15 protein-coding genes and 2 pseudogenes are annotated in these 18,515 nt (G+C 37.3%); 9 read left to right on the top strand and 8 right to left on the bottom strand.

Annotated features, from left to right (window positions below; all coding sequences use genetic code 11):
• Position 1: 1 nt before the first annotated feature.
• On the bottom strand, positions 2-1,693 hold the full coding sequence (locus QF044_RS19200; protein ID WP_307270798.1) for a hypothetical protein: 1,692 nt from the start codon (positions 1,691-1,693) through the stop codon (positions 2-4).
• Positions 1,694-1,987: 294 nt separating this feature from the next.
• On the opposite strand from QF044_RS19200, the pseudogene QF044_RS19195 reads away from it, so the two are divergent.
• Both QF044_RS19195 and QF044_RS19190 read left to right on the top strand, forming a co-directional pair.
• Positions 1,988-4,184 (top strand): annotated as a pseudogene (locus QF044_RS19195) (glutamine synthetase III).
• A 339-nt stretch (positions 4,185-4,523) separates the two neighbouring features.
• On the top strand, positions 4,524-5,234 hold the full coding sequence (locus QF044_RS19190) for a C40 family peptidase (RefSeq protein ID WP_307270794.1): 711 nt from the start codon (positions 4,524-4,526) through the stop codon (positions 5,232-5,234).
• A 221-nt stretch (positions 5,235-5,455) separates the two neighbouring features.
• Here the strand turns inward: QF044_RS19190 and QF044_RS19185 are convergent, their stop codons facing one another.
• The 6 genes and pseudogenes from QF044_RS19185 to QF044_RS19160 form a co-directional block, all read right to left on the bottom strand.
• A complete protein-coding gene (locus QF044_RS19185) occupies positions 5,456-6,037 on the bottom strand; it encodes a pentapeptide repeat-containing protein (RefSeq protein ID WP_307270791.1) in 582 nt (193 codons plus the stop codon).
• A 78-nt stretch (positions 6,038-6,115) separates the two neighbouring features.
• Positions 6,116-7,345: a rod shape-determining protein RodA gene (gene rodA, locus QF044_RS19180; RefSeq protein ID WP_307270788.1), complete on the bottom strand. Its 1,230-nt coding sequence runs from the start codon at positions 7,343-7,345 to the stop codon at positions 6,116-6,118.
• A pseudogene (locus tag QF044_RS19175) lies at positions 7,342-9,349 on the bottom strand (penicillin-binding transpeptidase domain-containing protein). The gene rodA and the pseudogene QF044_RS19175 overlap by 4 nt, the downstream one beginning before the upstream one ends.
• Positions 9,346-9,852, bottom strand: coding sequence for a hypothetical protein (locus QF044_RS19170; protein ID WP_034724152.1), 507 nt, complete (start codon positions 9,850-9,852; stop codon positions 9,346-9,348). The pseudogene QF044_RS19175 and the gene QF044_RS19170 overlap by 4 nt, the downstream one beginning before the upstream one ends.
• On the bottom strand, positions 9,845-10,699 hold the full coding sequence (gene mreC / locus QF044_RS19165) for a rod shape-determining protein MreC (protein WP_307270783.1): 855 nt from the start codon (positions 10,697-10,699) through the stop codon (positions 9,845-9,847). The genes QF044_RS19170 and mreC overlap by 8 nt, the downstream gene beginning before the upstream one ends.
• A 28-nt stretch (positions 10,700-10,727) precedes the next feature.
• Complete coding sequence (locus QF044_RS19160; protein WP_027381028.1) at positions 10,728-11,753, bottom strand: rod shape-determining protein; 1,026 nt, start codon at positions 11,751-11,753, stop codon at positions 10,728-10,730.
• 398 nt (positions 11,754-12,151) lie between these two features.
• Here QF044_RS19160 and hemA point away from each other — a divergent pair, with 398 nt between their 5' ends.
• The 6 genes from hemA to hemE all read left to right on the top strand — a co-directional run bounded on the left by hemA (position 12,152) and on the right by hemE (position 17,378).
• On the top strand, positions 12,152-13,426 hold the full coding sequence (gene hemA / locus QF044_RS19155; protein ID WP_307270765.1) for a glutamyl-tRNA reductase: 1,275 nt from the start codon (positions 12,152-12,154) through the stop codon (positions 13,424-13,426).
• On the top strand, positions 13,413-14,321 hold the full coding sequence (gene hemC, locus QF044_RS19150) for a hydroxymethylbilane synthase (protein ID WP_307270763.1): 909 nt from the start codon (positions 13,413-13,415) through the stop codon (positions 14,319-14,321). Before hemA ends, hemC begins: the two co-directional genes overlap by 14 nt.
• A gap of 46 nt (positions 14,322-14,367) precedes the next feature.
• Positions 14,368-14,946, top strand: a complete 579-nt coding sequence (locus QF044_RS19145) for a DUF1287 domain-containing protein (protein ID WP_307270761.1) — start codon at positions 14,368-14,370, stop codon at positions 14,944-14,946.
• An 8-nt stretch (positions 14,947-14,954) separates the two neighbouring features.
• A complete protein-coding gene (locus QF044_RS19140; protein ID WP_307270757.1) occupies positions 14,955-15,611 on the top strand; it encodes a peptidoglycan recognition family protein in 657 nt (218 codons plus the stop codon).
• Positions 15,611-16,282, top strand: a complete 672-nt coding sequence (locus tag QF044_RS19135; protein ID WP_307270755.1) for a uroporphyrinogen-III synthase — start codon at positions 15,611-15,613, stop codon at positions 16,280-16,282. The genes QF044_RS19140 and QF044_RS19135 overlap by 1 nt, the downstream gene beginning before the upstream one ends.
• A 64-nt stretch (positions 16,283-16,346) precedes the next feature.
• Positions 16,347-17,378, top strand: a complete 1,032-nt coding sequence (gene hemE, locus QF044_RS19130; RefSeq protein WP_307270752.1) for a uroporphyrinogen decarboxylase — start codon at positions 16,347-16,349, stop codon at positions 17,376-17,378.
• 162 nt (positions 17,379-17,540) lie between these two features.
• Here hemE and QF044_RS19125 read toward each other — a convergent pair whose 3' ends face one another.
• Positions 17,541-18,173: an NAD(P)H-dependent oxidoreductase gene (locus QF044_RS19125; RefSeq protein ID WP_307270750.1), complete on the bottom strand. Its 633-nt coding sequence runs from the start codon at positions 18,171-18,173 to the stop codon at positions 17,541-17,543.
• Between the two features lie 204 nt (positions 18,174-18,377).
• Between QF044_RS19125 and QF044_RS19120 the strand changes: the two genes are divergently transcribed.
• Positions 18,378-18,503: a GNAT family acetyltransferase gene (locus QF044_RS19120; protein WP_307270747.1), complete on the top strand. Its 126-nt coding sequence runs from the start codon at positions 18,378-18,380 to the stop codon at positions 18,501-18,503.
• Positions 18,504-18,515 lie beyond the last annotated feature (12 nt).

The following is an 18,515-nucleotide window of genomic DNA, read 5'->3' as shown; positions in this document are numbered from 1 at the left end:
ATTATTTTTTTGTAGCAATTTCTTTCTTACTGCTCATTAAGATCTTTTCCAGGATTCTCAAAGTGATCAGATAAGTTGGCTTTACTCCTGTAAGTCCTAAACCACCTGAAGAAAGGGTGCTTCCCGTTTCCAGTGGATTATCAGAAGCATAATAGGCATAGCAAACAAACAGATCCGGTGTAATATGATGTCTGATCTTGGAAGCTACCTGAATGGCTTTCTGGTAATGTGCTCCTTCCATTTCAAGACCGATTGCCTTCCATGAGGTATTCATAAAATACGATAAGATATCTCTGTTCTGAAGCGATGTTCCTAAAACGGTGATCATCGGGCCTTCAAAAGCTTTCAGTTCATCATCTTTGAAATCATCCAGTTTCAAAGCATTTTCAAAAGGATAATTATCTGCCGTTCCTTCAAAGATATGAGAAGTCGGGATCATAATATCACCTTTTCCTCCGTTAAGAATTCCTGCTTTACCCATGATAGAGACAGATTTTACCTTCATCATGTAGACTTCTCCTTTATGTTCGTAAGGTCTCAGCAATTCATCCATCACTTCATAAGCCTGTTCCCCGAAAGCATAATCAAAAACCATAATGACATCGTCTCCACCGTATTTTATGCCATTGAACGGAGTGTTTTGAAGGTTTGTTTTGCTTAAATCAATGATCTGAACGTCAATATTACTTCCGCTCTTATCATTAATGTAGATCATTCCTTCCTCCAAAGCATATTTTGATACTTTATCGCGAAGTTCCTTTTTATCAGAAATATCACCGTAGAGCTTATAGTCTACTTCCTTATTGTCTTTTTTCTTTAAAGCATCATTTCCGTACAGCATATTTTTTACGGAGTGCATGTTGGCCGAAATAATATGCAGTGGACGCATATGAAGATCGTTCTCAAATAAAACCTCCTTCACCGTATTCGCCCATTTCTCTCCAAAATAATGGTGCCCTACTCTTTCTTTTAAGATAGCACTGAAATGAATTTCTCTTTCTCTGGTCTGCTTGGCATCTTCAAGACTTACTTTTCCTAAGTTGTAGATGATCTTGAATAAACGATCGGGGTTATTATCATCCCCGAAAGAATTATAGGCATTTAATGTTTCGTCAAAAGTTCTTCCTATTAACGAAGAAAGGTGGATAAGCGCTACTTCTTTTTCTTTTCTGCTGAATTTCTTTTCACCTTTTACTACTTCCTCAATAATCTTGAAAGCACGTGTTGGCTTCCAGTTTTCGTCTTTGATGAAAGCCAGATTACGGATTTTGTCCGCTTCTATAAATAAGAAAGTTAAGTGGGTAAGAATGTCATAAATTTCCGAACGTCCCAAAAGAACTTCGATATTCATCTGGTGTTCATCTATTCTATAGCAGTTTCTTCTTCTCTTTTTGGGAACAATAGGCTCGAAACTTCCTTTATCAAACCCTTCATCTGATGTAAGATGAATGAAAGCGCATTCTTCAATTCCTTCAGGAAGCCTGTCCAACACATACATCAAACCGTTAAGCTCCAGTTTGTTCGGAATATTCATCGTTCCGTAAATCTCGGGATTGATGATCTTTAGCAAGCTTCTGATACTTTCTCCTGAGACACCCGCCGGCTTGAAAAATCCTCTATAAAATAAGTGTCTCATAGAAATATATAATCTTTCAATAGCTTCCGTTGTCTCTCTTGCTCTAGAATTTGTCATAAAATAAATTTCACACAAATATACAAAATCTCCACTCAACTTATTTTAAGTATCTTTTAACAAGCAGTTTAAATTTTGTATCTTTATGATTGTAAAAAATATAGAGTACAATATGCTTGTGAAGGTATTATAAGCTAAATATTAAATCTCATCTGTTACTTACCCCTCCTTCAAAAAACACTAAGACCAATATTAAATTTCAAACAATTTCAAAGAGACCCCTAAATTTTTATAGGGTAAAATGTTTTGAATTCATTTTTTTTGTAAATTTGCCCCACAAAATACCACCTTAATATGTCAACTTTAAGATTCAAAGCGTTAGAAACTTTACCATTTAAGGACTTCAGAAGAGATAATTCTGTTGAGGTTCCAGGAAAATTGTCAGAATTATTCTGCCAGAATGTTTTCTCAGAAGAGACCATGAGAGAATATCTGACAAAGGAAGCATTTCAGTCTATTATGGATGCTATCAAAAAAGGAACAAAAATCCAGAGACACATTGCGGATCAGGTAGCTGTAGCTATGAAAGACTGGGCAATGAGCAAAGGAGCAACTCACTACACGCACTGGTTTCAACCTTTGACAGGAACTACTGCAGAAAAGCATGATTCTTTCTTCACACCAATCGAAGGAGGCAGAGCCATTGAAAGATTCAGCGGAAACTTACTGATCCAGCAGGAGCCTGACGCTTCTTCTTTCCCGAACGGAGGAATCAGAAATACTTTCGAGGCAAGAGGCTATACCGCATGGGATCCTACCTCTCCGGCGTTCATTATGGGAACTACTTTATGTATCCCTTCTATCTTTATTTCTTATACAGGAGAAACTTTAGATTATAAAGCACCTCTTTTAAGAGCTTTGAATGCTGTAGATGAAGCTGCAACGAATGTAATGCAGTATTTTGACAAAAACGTAACGAAAGTAACTCCCACTTTGGGCTGGGAGCAAGAATATTTCTTAGTTGATTCTGCATTATTCCAATCCCGTCCGGACCTTGTTTTAACAGGAAAGACTTTATTAGGACATTCTCCTGCTAAAGGACAACAGCTGGACGACCACTATTTCGGTTCTATCCCGACAAGGGTAATGAACTTCATGAAAGAGCTGGAGATCGAATGTATGAAACTGGGAATTCCTGTAACGACAAGACATAACGAGGTAGCACCAAACCAATTTGAGCTTGCCCCAATGTTTGAGGAAGTAAACGTTGCTGTAGATCACAACTCTTTGTTGATGGACATTATGGCAAGAATTGCTCACAAGCACCACTTCCATATTTTATTCCACGAAAAACCGTTTGCAGGAGTAAACGGAAGCGGGAAGCACAACAACTGGTCTTTAGCCACTGATACAGGTGAAAACCTTTTAAGTCCGGGAAAAAACCCTAAGAAAAACCTACAGTTCTTAACATTCTTCGTTAATACCATCAAAGCAGTTTACGAATATGCTGATCTTTTAAGAGCAAGTATCGCATCTGCAAGTAACGACCACAGATTAGGCGCCAACGAAGCTCCACCTGCAATTATTTCCGTATTCATCGGAAGCCAGTTGTTCAGAGTGTTGGAAGAATTGGAAAAAGTAACGGAAGGAAAACTTTCTCCGGATGAAAAAACAGATCTTAAATTAAATGTTGTTGGAAAAATTCCTGAAATTCTTCTGGATAACACAGATAGAAACAGAACTTCTCCATTTGCATTTACAGGAAATAAATTCGAGATCAGAGCGGTAGGATCTTCTGCGAATTGTGCAGAATCTATGACGGTAATGAACACGATCGCTGCAAAACAATTGATCGATTTCAAAAAAGAAGTTGATGCTCTTATTGAAACAGGTCTTAAAAAAGACGAAGCGATTTTCAATGTATTGAGAGAGTACATCAAGCAGTGTAAGAGCATTATGTTTGAAGGTGACGGATATTCTGATGACTGGGCGAAAGAAGCTAAAAAGAGAGGTTTTGAACAACTTAAAAACCACTCCTGAAGCGCTTAAACAGGAAATGGATAAAAAATTCGTTGCTCTTTACGAAGAAATCGGAGTATTTACTCACAGAGAGGTTGAGGCAAGAAACGAAATCAAATTAGAAAAATATTCTACTGTCATTGATATTGAAGCAAGAGTTTTAAGTGATATCGCAAGAAACCATATCATTCCTTCTGCTTTAAATTATCAGAATAGACTGATCGAGAACGTAAAAGGTCTTAAAGAAATATTCCCTGACAAGGAATTCAAAACACTGGCGAAAGAGCAAATGAGCTTAATCACCAATATCTCTGAAAACGTTTCCAAAATTAAACTGGGCGTTGAGGATCTTATTAAAGCAAGAGAAGCAGCGAAAGCTGTATCCAATAGTCAAAAGCAGGCAGAAACTTACTGCACCAAAGTGATTCCTTTATTTGATGTGATCAGAGAAGCTTCTGATGATCTTGAAATGATGGTGGATGATGAGCTTTGGCCAATGACTAAATATAGAGAAATGTTATTCACAAAATAACATCTGTAAAGTTCCATATTAGTTAAGCTCCCCGGTTTTTCCGGGGAGTTTTTTTTGTTTTATTAACACCCCTGAAAATTAGAGTTTTGAATCTCAAAATCCGATAAACAGAGAAAAGATCATTTATTTTGTTAAAGAATCTTAATAAAAAAAACCGCAGGCTTACCAAAAATAGGCGCTTGCGGTTTGTTTTTCTTTAACATACTTAAATAATATGTTAAAATGTGTTAAATAAAGAACCTGACAATAATCATATCAGGGGTCTTTTATTCGGAATCTCTACTTTTGTAATGCTTTTAGAAAATAAATATTCCTTTTAACACGGATAATCAAATATATATGAAGAAAAGAGTTTTGTTTTATTTAGTTGCTTTAGTGTCTACAGTTTCAGTTCAATCATGCGCTACAAATTATGTAGTTTCACAACCAGCAACTTACGCTAAAGAATACAAAACAGATGCCAAACTAGCTTCTATTGATAATAAGAAAATGGAGCTTGATAAGCAAAGGCTTATTGATTCTTTCCTTGCGGAAAAAGCAGCATCTATCGCTAATGCGAAAAAAGCTATCAAGAATTCAGAGATTGCAAAGGCAGTCAAATACAATAAAACGATCGACAATATCCTTACAGAAGCTGAAACATACCTTGGAACTCCTTACAGATACGGAGGGATGACAAGAAGAGGTATTGATTGTTCAGCTTTCGTTCTTTCAGTATTCGGGGCAGCAGCAGGACTTAACTTACCAAGAGTAGCAGCTTCTCAGGCTCAGGAAGGAGAAAGTATTGACAAAGGAGATCTTCAGAAAGGAGACTTGATCTTCTTTTCACACGGTAGAAGAATCTCTCACGTAGGTATCGTAGAAAGTGTAACTGAGGAAGGTGAAATCAAATTCATCCATGCAGCCACTTCTAAAGGGGTAATGATCTCTTCGCTGAATGATTCTTACTGGGGACCTAAATTCAGGTTTGCAAAAAGAGTGATCAACGAGAACGGAGACGCTTATAACAATTTAGCAGCTTCTACTCCATCCACAGCGACAAGTTTTTAATTTTAAATAATTGATTTAAATAATGAAGCCATCAGATATCTGATGGCTTTTTATTTTTTAATTTGTTTGTATACTTTGTTAACTACCCCATCTTTTTGCTTTGCAAAAAACCACCCCTTCATTGAAGGGAATAATAGTGGATAGAATGAATTTTAGATCCTAAATATAAATAAAAGATGTTCTTACTTCTTTCACATTATCTAAGCTCTAATTTCTAACTTCTAATCTTTATCGATTACAATATCCAGTTTGTAGAGAAGACCATGCACTTCGGGAAGTGAAAACCTAGCCTTTTTAAGACGATTTATGGCAGGATCTATGGAATAATGGAAAGAAGTCCTGAGATCGGCTTTTTCGAGGTTGGTTTGATCGAAAATAGCACCGGACAGATCACAACCGGAGACTATCGAGCCGGACAGATCACATTCTGTAAAATCAGTTTCTATTAATTTTGAATTTCTGAAAACTGTTTTTTTAACTGATGTCTGATAAAAGACAGAGTTATTAAGGGAACATTCTTCAAATATAAACGAAATACCGAAACCATTACATTCATTGAACTGAAGCCCGAACATTTTACATTCTTTAAAACGGATGTTTCGGAAAGCGGTTTTAATCAGTTTTGCCATGCTTAGATTACATCCTATAAATTCGCAGTCTGTAAAAACAAAATCAGAAAGATCTGCATATTCAAAATTATAATTCCTGAATGTACAGTTCTCGTATTCGCACTTATCCAAAGGCTGTTGTGCAAAACTATCGTTTTCGAAATATTGATCCAAGATATATGCATCCTTCATCATGACAGTAATTATGTGAGTTATATTAAGGCTGATAAACGGATTTTAAGGAAGTATTAAAAACTTCTGCACTATAACAATTTAAACTAAACTGTTTTTATCCGAATAATTAAGTTTAAAGAAGATGAAAGTCATCATAGAAAAGGCAAGCAGTGAACTACCTCCATAACTGAAATAAGGAAGAGGAATACCAACAGTAGGAAAAAGCCCCATAACCATTCCTAAATTGATGGTAAAGTGCATCATGAGGATGGAAGCAAAACAATATCCAAATACACGGTTAAAGGTCGACTTCTGTTTTTCAGCGAGATAATAGATACGACCAATATAAACCATATAGCATAATACCAGAATTGCACTGCCCACAAAGCCCCATTCTTCACCTACGGTACAGAAAATATAGTCAGTTTCCTGTTCTGGAACAAATTTTCCCTGTGTTACGGATCCTTCACGGTATCCTTTTCCTAAAACTCCACCGGATCCGATGGCCGTTTTTGAATATAATAAGTTGTATCCTGATGTATCTCTGAATGCTTTTTCCCCTTTATAAAGAACCTCAATTCTCTCTCTCTGGTGCTTAGGAAGTTTTTCTAAAATGTAAGGTGATGCAAAAGCCAATCCACATAAAAGCAGAATAGATCCCACAATACTTCCAATGGAGATAACGTTCCAGGACATTTTATAATAATTCATTGCGATCCACCCTGCCGCAATTAACAGAATAACGCCAACAACATACAAAGGGTTTACAGCTAACGAAATAAGGAAAACGCCGGCAAAAAGGAATCCAATACCGAAAAGTAAACCATTTAACCCCTCTCTGTACAAGGCAACAAAAAATGCGGTAAAAACTAATAACGAGCCTACATCAGGAATTGCCAGTACAACAACTGCCGGAATCCCGATAATGGCTAATATCGTTAATAAAGATTTTCTATTACTTAAATTAAAATCCGGTCCTGAAATATAATTGGCAACCATAAGTGCTGTGCCTATTTTTGCAAATTCTACCGGTTGCATCGTAAAGCTTCCGAATTTATACCAGTTCTTCTGACCAAGAATTTCCTTACCAAAAGGAAAAAGCCCTATCAAAAGTAAAACTCCTCCAATGTAAATGATACCGGACATATTTTCAAAGAATTTGCTTCTGCTGAAAAAAATCAGGAGTCCCACAAACAAAGAAATACCAAAAAAGATCAACTGTTTTTCTCCCAATTTCTGGTCAACACTGTAAATATTCGCAATTGCAAATATACAAAGCAGGAAATACAGTCCCAGACCCAGCTTATCTATTCCTTCTGCCCATTTCATCGCTTTGTATTTTTAGTATTGTTCTTGGTTTCCTCTTCTATTTTTTTCTGCAGTTTTGCTTTTTGCGCTTTAATAAAGTTCAGGCTGTCCTGTTTTCTTTTTAAAGTCGCAGAGTCTGCCTTAGGATCTTTGTATAGTCCTTTACGTTTAAGATCAGCAACCCACTGTCTTTTGTACTCAGGCATAAAGCTGGCACTGGTCATTTTCTTATAAAGGTTCTCTCTTTTCAGATCTCCGGTAATGTATTTTTCAGCAATCACGGTACAGGCAGGCCCGGCCCATGTAGCTCCAAATCCTGCATGCTCCATTACTGCAGCCACAACGATTTTAGGTTTATCAGCTGGTGCAATTAAAACAAAAATAGAGTTATCTTTTCCTTGGGGAACCTGTGCAGTTCCTGTTTTCGCAAGTTGTGTAAAATCATTGGATTTTAAGCTTCTCGCAGTACCTCTTAATACTACAGCCTCCATACCTTTAAGTACTGGCTCGAAGTGCTTGGGATCTACAAGTGTTTTATGTTTTGTTTTGAATCTCGGGTCCGGATTAGGTTTTCCATCAATAGATTTAACGATATGAGGAGTATAAAACCACCCTTTATTAGCAATGGCAGCAACATAATTAGCCAACTGAAGAGGAGTGACAAGAACATCTCCCTGACCCATCCCGTTGAAAATAGAACCATTCATTGTATAGGCAGAGCTCCAGTCTTTTTTACCTGTTCTTTTTTCGTAAAACTTACCTGAAGGAATTCTTCCCGGCGAGCCAACTGCAATATCATTATTCAGGAATTCACCAACCCCAAAAGCTACTCATGATCTTTTTCCATTCATCCACTCCTCTGGAAGGGTCACCTGGATATTTATTCATAATCGCTATATAAGCGTGGGAGAAATAACAGTTACTTGAAACCTGAATAGACGGAATCAATGGCTCAGCTCCTCCATGTCCTTTAATTCTTAGTCCTTTATAGAAAAAACCTCCGCCACAAGGGAAAATTGTATTTTCATCCATTACTCCCATTTGCATTCCTGCCAGGGCAGTAAGCAGCTTGAAAGTAGAACCCGGTGGATAAGCTGCCTGCACAGACCTATCAAACGTAGGTTTGTTTTCGTACAGGGTATCTTTTGACAGGGCATAAAGGTTTTTAGATTTATAGGGACCTGTAAATAGGTTTGGATCAATGTCCGGACCTGTAGCCAACGTTAGAATTTCACCATTGTTCGGATCTATGGCTACAATTGCACCATGCTTGTCAACAAGCATTTCTTCTGCCATTCTTTGAAGGTCATAGTCAATGGTTAGCGTAATATCTTTTCCGGTAATTACGTCCTTGTCTAGTGTTCCGTTTTTATAAGATCCTATATTTCTGAGTCTGATATCCTTTTGAATATACTTTATTCCTTTTACCCCACGGAGTTCTTTTTCATATGATTTTTCAACTCCTGTTTTTCCAATAAAATCCCCGGGCAAATAATACGTGGAATCTTTTTTTATTTCTCTTTCATTCACCTCACTGGTGTATCCTAAAAGATTGCCTGAAGTTGCCACTTCGTACTGTCGCTGAGGTCTAGACACAATGCTAAATGCGGGATATTTGAAAATAATTTCCTGCACTCTGGCGATATCTTCTCTGCTGAGATCCTTCAGAAAAGTCATAGGAGTCAGCTTGGAATAGTATTTTTCTTTTTTAATGAGATCAATCCTTTTGATAAAATCAGTTTTGCTGATCTGCATAAGGCTGCAGAATCCGAGAGTATCAAAATCCGGCTTCATGAGAGCCTGGGTAAAGGAGATCTCGTAAGCAGGCTGATTTCCTACTAGGATCTTACCGTTTCTGTCAAAAACCACACCTCTCTGTGGAATAACATATTCAGTTTTAATGGAGGTATTGGCAGCATTTAAAGCATAACGGTCTGTAAACAGCTGTAAATAAGAAAGCCTCGCTACAAAAATAAGAGCGATGACTACAAGAACGGCAAAGATTTTTAAATAACGTGTGTTCAAACTTTTTGTTTGATTTTAAATATTAATGCGTAAACCACTATAAATATAAAGGAAATTATACTTGTGATCACTACATTAAGTAATATTTCGAAAAAACGGCTAAATTTAAAAAATTCAATGTACTGCACTAATAGCTGGTGCAGGAAGATACTTGAAAACAGAAATAATAAGAACTGCGCCCACTGCAGGGACTGAAATGAGAAGAAGTCTGTGGAAGTATCTGTGGAAGTTCTGAAGATCAGCGTCCTGAAATAAGCAATCAGAGTCGTTGCAAAAGCATTGATCCCCCATGAATATAGGAACGCATCTACGGAAAGTCCTATTAAAAAGCTTAAAGCTAAAAACTGGTATTTATTTCTGAAGAAAGGATAAAACATGACAAACACCGGGTAAAGAACCGGGGTGTACTTTCCGAATATCGTGATCCTGTTCAGTACAAAAATCTGTAATGCAACCAGGAAGATCATGATCAATATGTCGGTAAATAGAGTCCTGCTAATCATTTTCTTTTTTTATTACCGTCTGTAATGTATCCTGAATTCTTTGTACTTCGGCCTTTTTAAGATTTTTCACGACGAATACTTTACTTAAAGCACCCATTTTTTCGCTCAGCTCTACGGAAATGTCCCAGAAACCGGTTTTATTATCTACGGAATACCCAGCGATGGTTCCAATCATTACACCTTTAGGAAAAATAGCGGATTTTCCGTCTGTAACAACGGTATCGCCTACTTTTAAAGCAACATATTTAGGAATATCTGCAAGGTGCATCACTCTTGAATTATCACCGTTCCAGGTTAAAGTCCCGAAATATCCTGAATTTTTAAGCGAAGCATTGATCCTGATCCTATTAACACTTAAAACAGACTGTACCAAAGCATAACTGTCTGTAGAATTGATTACAATTCCGGCAATCCCTTTCGGAGCCATAACGCCCATCTGCGGGAAAACTCCGTCTCTGCGGCCACGGTTGATGGTAAAGTAATTGTTTCTTCTGTTGATACTATTGAAAACAATCTCCCCATCTACGAAAGTATAGATCTGGCCACCTCCCAAAGTATCATGAACTTTTTTGAATACAGGATTCTTTCCTCCTTCTTTCCCATAAAGCTGGGTCATCAGGGATTTGTTCTGAGCCACAAGATCTTCATTGATCTGTTTCAGCTTCAGATAAGAAACTCCTTCATCAATATATCCTGAAATCCAAGAATTCAGCGCAGCTGACTGGCCTGCCACCCATGATTTCTGCATGGCATTTTTAGAGAATATCAGAACCAGAGCAACAATCTGCAGGAATATAAAGAAGACAAAAAGAGCATTCTTCGAAAATAATCTCAGCAAAAATCCCATTCAGATATATTGTCGTAAAAGGTTAAAATTATTTAATTAAGAAATTGAATTTATCCATATTCTTAAGGGCAATACCGGTTCCGCGAACTACAGCTCTTAACGGATCTTCTGCAACAAATACAGGAAGACCGGTCTTTTTATGTAATCTGTCCGCAAGACCTCTCAATAAAGCACCTCCTCCGGCAAGATAAATCCCTGTTTTGTAAATATCAGCAGCCAGTTCCGGTGGAGTAAGAGAAAGTGTTTCCATTACTGCATCTTCAATTCTGATGATAGATTTATCCAGTGCACGTGCAATTTCTTTGTAGCCTACCATGATCTCTTTAGGTTTCCCTGTAATCAGGTCTCTACCTTGTACCGGGATATCTTCAATGTCCACATCAAGATCTTCTACAGCAGAACCTACTTCAATTTTGATTCTTTCTGCCGTTCTTTCCCCGATGTAAAGGTTATGATGAGTTCTAAGATAGTAAGCGATATCATTGGTAAATACGTCACCTGCAATTTTCACAGACTTGTCACATACGATACCTCCTAATGCTACTACAGCAATTTCCGTAGTACCACCACCTATGTCGATGATCATATTACCCTCAGGCTTCTGTACGTCGATCCCGACTCCTATTGCAGCAGCCATTGGTTCGTAGATCAGCCTTACTTCTTTTGCGTTGACTTTCTGAGCAGAATCTCTTACCGCTCTTTTTTCAACTTCAGTAATACCAGAAGGGATACAGATAACGATTCTCAGTGCCGGCTGTATGAATTTACCTTTAATTCCAGGAATTTTTTTGATAAATTCCTTGATCATATGTTCAGAAGCATGGAAATCTGCAATCACCCCATCCTTCAGCGGACGGATGGTTTTGATATCCTCATGAGTTTTACCCTGCATATGCTTAGCCTGCTCACCGACCGCAATTGGCCTACCCGTAGAACGTTCAATTGCAACAATTGACGGCTGATCTATAACAATTTTATTATTATGGATGATAAGGGTATTGGCAGTACCAAGGTCTATCGCAATTTCTTGCGTAAACATATCGAATAAACTCATATTTTTCTTCTGATTTTAAGTTTACAAAGATATAAATTTAACACTACCAAAGAAATTTAACGAGCATATAATTTGGTTAAAATTTTATTAAAATTTATAATTCTATATTAACTTTTGCTTTAATCATTTACAGAGCCTGATTTAAACTAAAATTAATGGGAGAAAGCGTTAAGACGGGAGACAGAAGTATTTCCATGGAAAACAGCAAAAGGGCTTTGTTAAAAAATGATAAAATACTGACTATAAAATATTTTCTTATTCACCGCTCTGCTATTACGCTGACATTTTCAAACTTTCTATTTCATTTTTCTCCCTTCTCACCATAGTTTTTCACGATAATTATCATATACATTATCAGAGGTTACTTAATTAAAAAAACCGTAAATTTGCGACTGCTTATGTTACAATATTCCAACATCCATCAAACATCGAATTTTGCTGTGCTTTCCATCAGTTACGAAAAGGCCGATGTAGAAACGAGAGGGAAATTTGCATTTTTTGATGAGAACATCAAGAACTTCGTCACCAGAATTCACAATGTGGATTTAGGAGATGCATTTGTAGTTTCTACCTGTAACAGGACGGAGATCTATACCACTTCACCGAACTATCTTCTGGTAGCCGAAGAATACTGCAAAACCATTGGAGTGCATCTTACAGACTTCCTGCAGTTTGCGAATATTCTGACCAAAGAAGAGGCGCTGATTCACCTGTTCAGAGTGGCAGCGGGACTGGAAAGCCAGATCATCGGTGATTTTGAGATCATCGGGCAGATAAAAAAAGCATACAGCCGATTCAAAAAAGAAAGACAGAATTCTAATCCGTATCTGGAAAGAGCGATTAACGCTGCCATCCAAATTTCGAAAAGAATTAAAAATGAAACGGGAATTTCCAACGGTGCTGCTTCGGTTTCCTATGCGGCCGTTCATTATATCCTGAACAGTCAAAAGAAAATCACGGAGAAAAATATTCTTCTTTTAGGGGTAGGTGAGATCGGGCAAAATACAGTTGAAAACCTGGTAAAACATGTTTACCAGCCTAAAATTAAAATTGCCAACAGAACGCAGGAGAAAGCTGAAAAAATTTCCGAAAAATACAATATTCCCCATGTTGATTATTCTGAATTTGATGAAGAATTGAAAAACACGGATATTCTTATCGTTGCAACGGGAGCCAAACACCCGATTGTCAACAAATCCCATTTCCCGAACGGAAAGGAAACTTTAGTGATCGACCTTTCTATTCCGCATAATGTTGAAAAGAATGTTACAGAAAATGAAAATGTAACCCTGATCGATGTGGATGAGCTTTCAAAACAGATTCAGGAAACCATTCAGCAAAGGGAAAAAGAGATTCCCAAAGCTGAAAAAATTATCAAGGAACTGATGAAAGACTTCCTTGAGTGGGAAAAAAAGAGAAAGCTCGCTCCAAATATCCACCATTTCAAAGCAGTTCTGAAGAATATGGAACGCAATGAAATGCATAACTTTTACAAAAAAAATAAATACATAAATATCACGGACATGGAGCTTTCTGACAAAATGATCCAGAAAATCACCAACCGTTTTGCAAAATTTATCATCGATAATCCTTTAAAAGCCGAAGAAATTAGTAAATTAATGCACGAAATATTAGTTGAACAACCAAACAACGAATTCAATGAAAAGCATTAGAATCGGAACAAGAAATTCCGCATTGGCACTTTGGCAGGCAAGAGAAGTTGCGAGGCACCTTCAAAACCGTAATTATTTAACGGAAATCGTCCCTATTGTATCTTCAGGCGATAAAAACCTAACCCAACCACTTTATTCTTTAGGGATCACCGGGGTTTTCACTAGAGACCTTGATGTCGCATTACTGAATGACGAAATTGATATTGCCGTACACTCTTTAAAAGACGTTCCAACCCTGCTTCCTCAAAACATTGAGATCATTTCTTATCTGGAAAGGGATTTTCCACAGGACGTACTGATCAGAAAGGAATCTGCAAGAAATAAAGAATTCCACGAACTTAAGCTCGCAACCAGCAGCTTGAGAAGAAGAGCATTCTGGTTAAAGAATTATCCTTACGCTGAATTTTCAGATATACGCGGGAATATCCAGACCCGTCTTCAGAAACTGGAAGATGGAGATTTTGATGCCACCATTTTATCACTGGCAGGAATCAAAAGAATGAAGATGGACATTGATTATGAGATGCTTCCACTGATGATTCCGGCTGCTTCCCAGGGAGCAATTGCTGTGGCCGGTCATTCGGACAAAACAGAGATCAATCAGATCCTAAGTGAGATTAATCATAAGAATACCCAGATCTGTGTAGAAATCGAAAGAAATTTCCTGAGCACTCTGGAAGGCGGATGTACCGCTCCTATCGGCGCTTATGCAGAAATCATCGAAAACCAGATCCGTTTCAAGGCAGCTTTATGTTCTCTGGACGGCAAAAACTGCATCGCTACCGACGAAAACTTCGAGTATAACGAGATTGAGAATTTTGGAGAAAAGTTCGCAAAGATCGTTCTTGAAAATGGAGGTAAGGAGCTGATGACGGAAATTAAAAATTCTTATTAGGAATTTTACCAAGGTTTATACTTTTATTTTCCCAAGTGCAGAAACAATGAAAAAATCCTTTTTTTTATTCATATTTCTACTTTGTGTATTCGTTAATGCACAGAATAAATTTGCGCTTCAATTGTCTGCTTCTGCATTGAGCCTCGTAGACCGTACAATTAAATATGATCCGACCTATTTTGTCCTGAAATATCCCAACGGAGATGTCCCTGCAGACAAGGGAGTCTGTACGGATGTCATTATTAGGAGCTACCGAAAACTTGGCATTGATCTTCAAAAGGAAGTACATGAGGATATGGTAAAAAACTTTTCGAAATATCCGAAAACCTGGGGATTAAAAAAGCCAGACACGAATATTGACCATCGCAGGGTTCCCAATCTTGCCGTCTTTTTTTCTAAATTTGGAAAAGAAAAGTCTATTGAAACCAATCCCGCCTTATATATTCCCGGAGATATTGTTACCTGGATTTTACCTGGAAATTTGACGCACATCGGAATTGTTGTGAATAAAAAATCAGCTGACGGAAAGAGGTTTCTGATCGTACATAATATAGGAAGTGGACAGGTTGTGGAGGATGTCCTTTTCAAATATACAATCACAGGACATTATCAATACCAAAAATAAGCATCTTTATGAAAAACCTGATCTATGCATTATTTATATTGATTGCCTACTGTACGAAAGCTCAAACTGCGGAATTTCCAATCATTAATAAACCGATTGATTATTCTCCCGAAAGAGCCCGCCTTAGTCTGGAATATTTAAAAGACCATTATAACATCATTCAGAATAAACCCACGATCTCACCCAAAATAATTGTACTGCATTATACAGCAGGAGGAACGGTGGAAACCAATTATAAGTATTTCAATAAAACGCATCTTGAATCTGCCAGAGGCACTTTGAAAAAACAAAGCACACTGAATGTTTCTTCGCAATATATTGTAGACCGGGACGGCACGATTTATCAGCTTATGGAAGCTAATATGTTTGCAAGACATACGATTGGACTTAATTACCGCGCCATCGGTATTGAAAATATCGGAAGCAGAAATCAGCCGCTTACAGAAAAGCAAACTTTAGCAAACGCACAATTAATTAGAGCTTTAACTAAAAAATACAATATAGAATATCTTATTGGTCATTCAGAATATGGTATCTTTAGGGATTCTAAACTTTGGAAGGAAACCGACCCGAATTATTTTACGATAAAAGATGATCCGGGAAAAGATTTCATGAAAAAAGTAAGAATACTGGTTACCGATTTACACTTAAAAGACAGACCCTAATGAAAATTCTATTTACCAAAACCATAGATGCCACATTATTATCCAGAGAATTAGGATCGGATATTTCGGCTGAATGTATTGAGGTAATTAGAACGGAACCTATAAAAACGGCTGCATTTGATTTAAAAAACAATTCCCTGATCTTTACCAGTGTGAATGGAGTGAGATCATTTTTCATCAATGGGTTTAAGCCTAATGAGGATTTTACGGCGAAAAATTACAATAAAATATACTGCGTCGGTGAAAAAACGAAACGTGAACTGAGAAAATTCGGTTTCGGAACGTTTAAAGTATTGAAAAATGCAGAGACACTTTCCAGGTTTATCATCGGAAACTGTCAGCACGAACAGTTCCTTCACTTCTGTGGCAATCTGGCTATCGATGTGCTGGATAATGAGCTTCCTTTGCAGAATATCCGCTACAAAAAGATCACAGTCTACAATACAGAAGAAATCTATCCTTCCGTACCTGAAAAATATCATGCTGCAGTTTTTTTTAGTCCAAGCGGAGTTCGTAGTTTTGCAAAACTCAACTCTTTAGAAGGAATGAAAATTTTTTCAATCGGTGAAACCACCTCGGGTGAACTGAGAAAATATACAACAGAAGAAATCTTCACATCAGAAGAAAATAATCTGACTTCTATTTTTGGGTTGATAAAAAAGGAAATTTAAACAGCTCAAGTATCGCTGTAAAAATAATGAGTGCCGGGAACGGCCGTATTAGTTTAAATAAATTATGATTAAAAACGACTTATATTTAAAAGCACTCCGTGGAGAAACTGTAGAAAGACCACCTGTTTGGATGATGAGACAAGCCGGAAGGTATTTACCGGAATTCATTGCTCTTCGTGATAAATATGATTTCTTTACGAGATGCCAGACGCCGGAACTAGCTTCTGAAATTACCGTACAGCCTATCCGTAGATTTCCTTTGGATGCAGCCATTTTGTTTTCTGATATTTTGGTAGTTCCCCAAGCGATGGGAATTGATTTTAAAATGAAGGAAAACGTGGGTCCATGGCTGGATAATCCAATCAGAACGATGGAGCAGGTTCAGAATGTTGTGGTTCCTGATGTGGATGATACTTTAGGATACGTTTTTGATGCCATTGAACTTACATTAATTAAATTAGATAATGAAATTCCATTAATCGGTTTTGCAGGTTCTCCATGGACAATCCTGTGCTACTGTATTGAAGGAAAAGGAAGTAAAGCTTTTGATATTGCGAAATCGTTCTGTTTTCAGCAGCCTGAGGCCGCTCATTTACTGCTTCAGAAGATTACAGATACTACGATTGCTTATTTGAAAAGAAAAGTTGAAAAGGGCGTTTCTGCTGTTCAGGTTTTTGATTCATGGGGAGGAATGCTTTCGCCTACGGATTACCAGGAATTCTCATGGCAGTATATCAACCAGATTGTTGAAGCTTTAAGTCCTCTTACGCATGTTGTGGTATTCGGGAAAGGATGCTGGTTTGCTCTTGAAGATATGACGATGTCTAAAGCATCTGCTTTGGGTGTAGACTGGACGATTAAGCCAGAATTTGCAAGAACATTAACGAACCATACCATGACGCTTCAGGGGAATTTTGATCCTGCAAGATTACACTCCACTCCGGAAACAATCAAAAAGATGGTTACAGAGATGATTAACCGTTTCGGAAAAGACAGATACATCGCCAACCTGGGACATGGAATTTTACCGAATATTCCTGTGGAAAATGCGGAAGCGTTTATCAGAGCGGTTGTAGATTGGAAACCGGTTCATTAATTTTTCTAACCACAAAAGTTGCAAAAATTTTTAATACTTTAGTATTTTTAGATAGAAATTCAAACTGATAGGTTTAGACAGAAATACACTTAAAGATATTAATTAAAAACAAAATCCCTTTCAACTATTTGAAAGGGATTTTTATGAGAAAAAAATTAGTAATTAATTGACTTCAGTAATGAAATCTTCTTTAGGCTTTCTCACTTTTGTAAGATTCACCAGCCAGTCTGATTCCGTATTCCTGTACCCGATAGGTAATAATAGAACACTTTTCAAGCCTTTTTCTTTTAAGTTTAAAACTTCATCCACAGCGTCAGGAGAGAAACCTTCCATCGGCGTAGAATCTACTTCTTCAAAAGCAGCAGCGATAATGGCAGCACCAAAAGAAATGTAAGCCTGTTTTGCAGCATGGGTGAAATTTTCTTCAGCAGACCTCTGTGGATATGTTCCTAGCAGCATCTGTCTGTAGTTTTCCCAACCTTCATTTTTAAAGCCTCTGATCTCGTTGGTAAGGTCAAACATACTGTTGATTCTTTCTTCGGTATAATTATCCCAGGCTGCAAATACTAAAAGATGCGAACAATCTGTGATCTGTGGCTGGTTCCACGCATGTGGCTTAATCTGTTCTTTCACCTCCTGATTGGTCACTACGATGATCTCAAAAGGCTGAAGCCCGCTGGAGGTAGGCGCCAGTCTTGCCGCTTCTAATATTTTATCCACTTTTTCCTGTGGTACTTTTTGACCGTTCATTGCTTTGGTTGCAAATCTCCAGTTCAGTTTTTCTATTAATTCCATTAAAGTTAAATTTAGACCAAGCAAAATTACTTCAAGAATAAAAACAATGAATCACAAAAATTGCTATTTGAAAGATTGTAAGAATCTATTTATCATCCAGATCATTTCTATCTAAATCAAAAGTCGCTCAAATTGAAAGCTCTATAAGTTATCTTTTTATGAATTTATATTTATATTTGATCACCAACTCTTAAAATCAAGAATATGAAAAAGTTAAGCAAAGAAAAATTGAAAACGATCGTAGCAGGAACAGAAATCTGCCTTGAATGTGCCATTGAATACTATCAGGTCATTATAGACGGAAGATGCTATTGCATACCGTGGGAGTAAACTAAATAAAAA

It is taken from the genome of Chryseobacterium sp. W4I1 (genome assembly GCF_030816115.1).
Taxonomy (GTDB): domain Bacteria; phylum Bacteroidota; class Bacteroidia; order Flavobacteriales; family Weeksellaceae; genus Chryseobacterium.
This window is presented reverse-complemented; position numbering and strand designations above follow the sequence as displayed.

Bases quoted from the DNA above. Each gene is read 5' to 3' on its own strand.
- QF044_RS19200 (WP_307270798.1), bottom strand. From the start codon at position 1,693: ATGACAAATTCTAGAGCAAGAGAGACAACGGAAGCTATTGAAAGATTA.
- QF044_RS19190 (WP_307270794.1), top strand. From the start codon at position 4,524: ATGAAGAAAAGAGTTTTGTTTTATTTAGTTGCTTTAGTGTCTACAGTT.
- QF044_RS19185 (WP_307270791.1), bottom strand. From the start codon at position 6,037: ATGATGAAGGATGCATATATCTTGGATCAATATTTCGAAAACGATAGT.
- rodA (WP_307270788.1), bottom strand. From the start codon at position 7,345: ATGAAATGGGCAGAAGGAATAGATAAGCTGGGTCTGGGACTGTATTTC.
- QF044_RS19170 (WP_034724152.1), bottom strand. From the start codon at position 9,852: ATGATTAGCAGGACTCTATTTACCGACATATTGATCATGATCTTCCTG.
- mreC (WP_307270783.1), bottom strand. From the start codon at position 10,699: ATGGGATTTTTGCTGAGATTATTTTCGAAGAATGCTCTTTTTGTCTTC.
- QF044_RS19160 (WP_027381028.1), bottom strand. From the start codon at position 11,753: ATGAGTTTATTCGATATGTTTACGCAAGAAATTGCGATAGACCTTGGT.
- hemA (WP_307270765.1), top strand. From the start codon at position 12,152: ATGTTACAATATTCCAACATCCATCAAACATCGAATTTTGCTGTGCTT.
- hemC (WP_307270763.1), top strand. From the start codon at position 13,413: ATGAAAAGCATTAGAATCGGAACAAGAAATTCCGCATTGGCACTTTGG.
- QF044_RS19145 (WP_307270761.1), top strand. From the start codon at position 14,368: ATGAAAAAATCCTTTTTTTTATTCATATTTCTACTTTGTGTATTCGTT.
- QF044_RS19140 (WP_307270757.1), top strand. From the start codon at position 14,955: ATGAAAAACCTGATCTATGCATTATTTATATTGATTGCCTACTGTACG.
- QF044_RS19135 (WP_307270755.1), top strand. From the start codon at position 15,611: ATGAAAATTCTATTTACCAAAACCATAGATGCCACATTATTATCCAGA.
- hemE (WP_307270752.1), top strand. From the start codon at position 16,347: ATGATTAAAAACGACTTATATTTAAAAGCACTCCGTGGAGAAACTGTA.
- QF044_RS19125 (WP_307270750.1), bottom strand. From the start codon at position 18,173: ATGGAATTAATAGAAAAACTGAACTGGAGATTTGCAACCAAAGCAATG.
- QF044_RS19120 (WP_307270747.1), top strand. From the start codon at position 18,378: ATGAAAAAGTTAAGCAAAGAAAAATTGAAAACGATCGTAGCAGGAACA.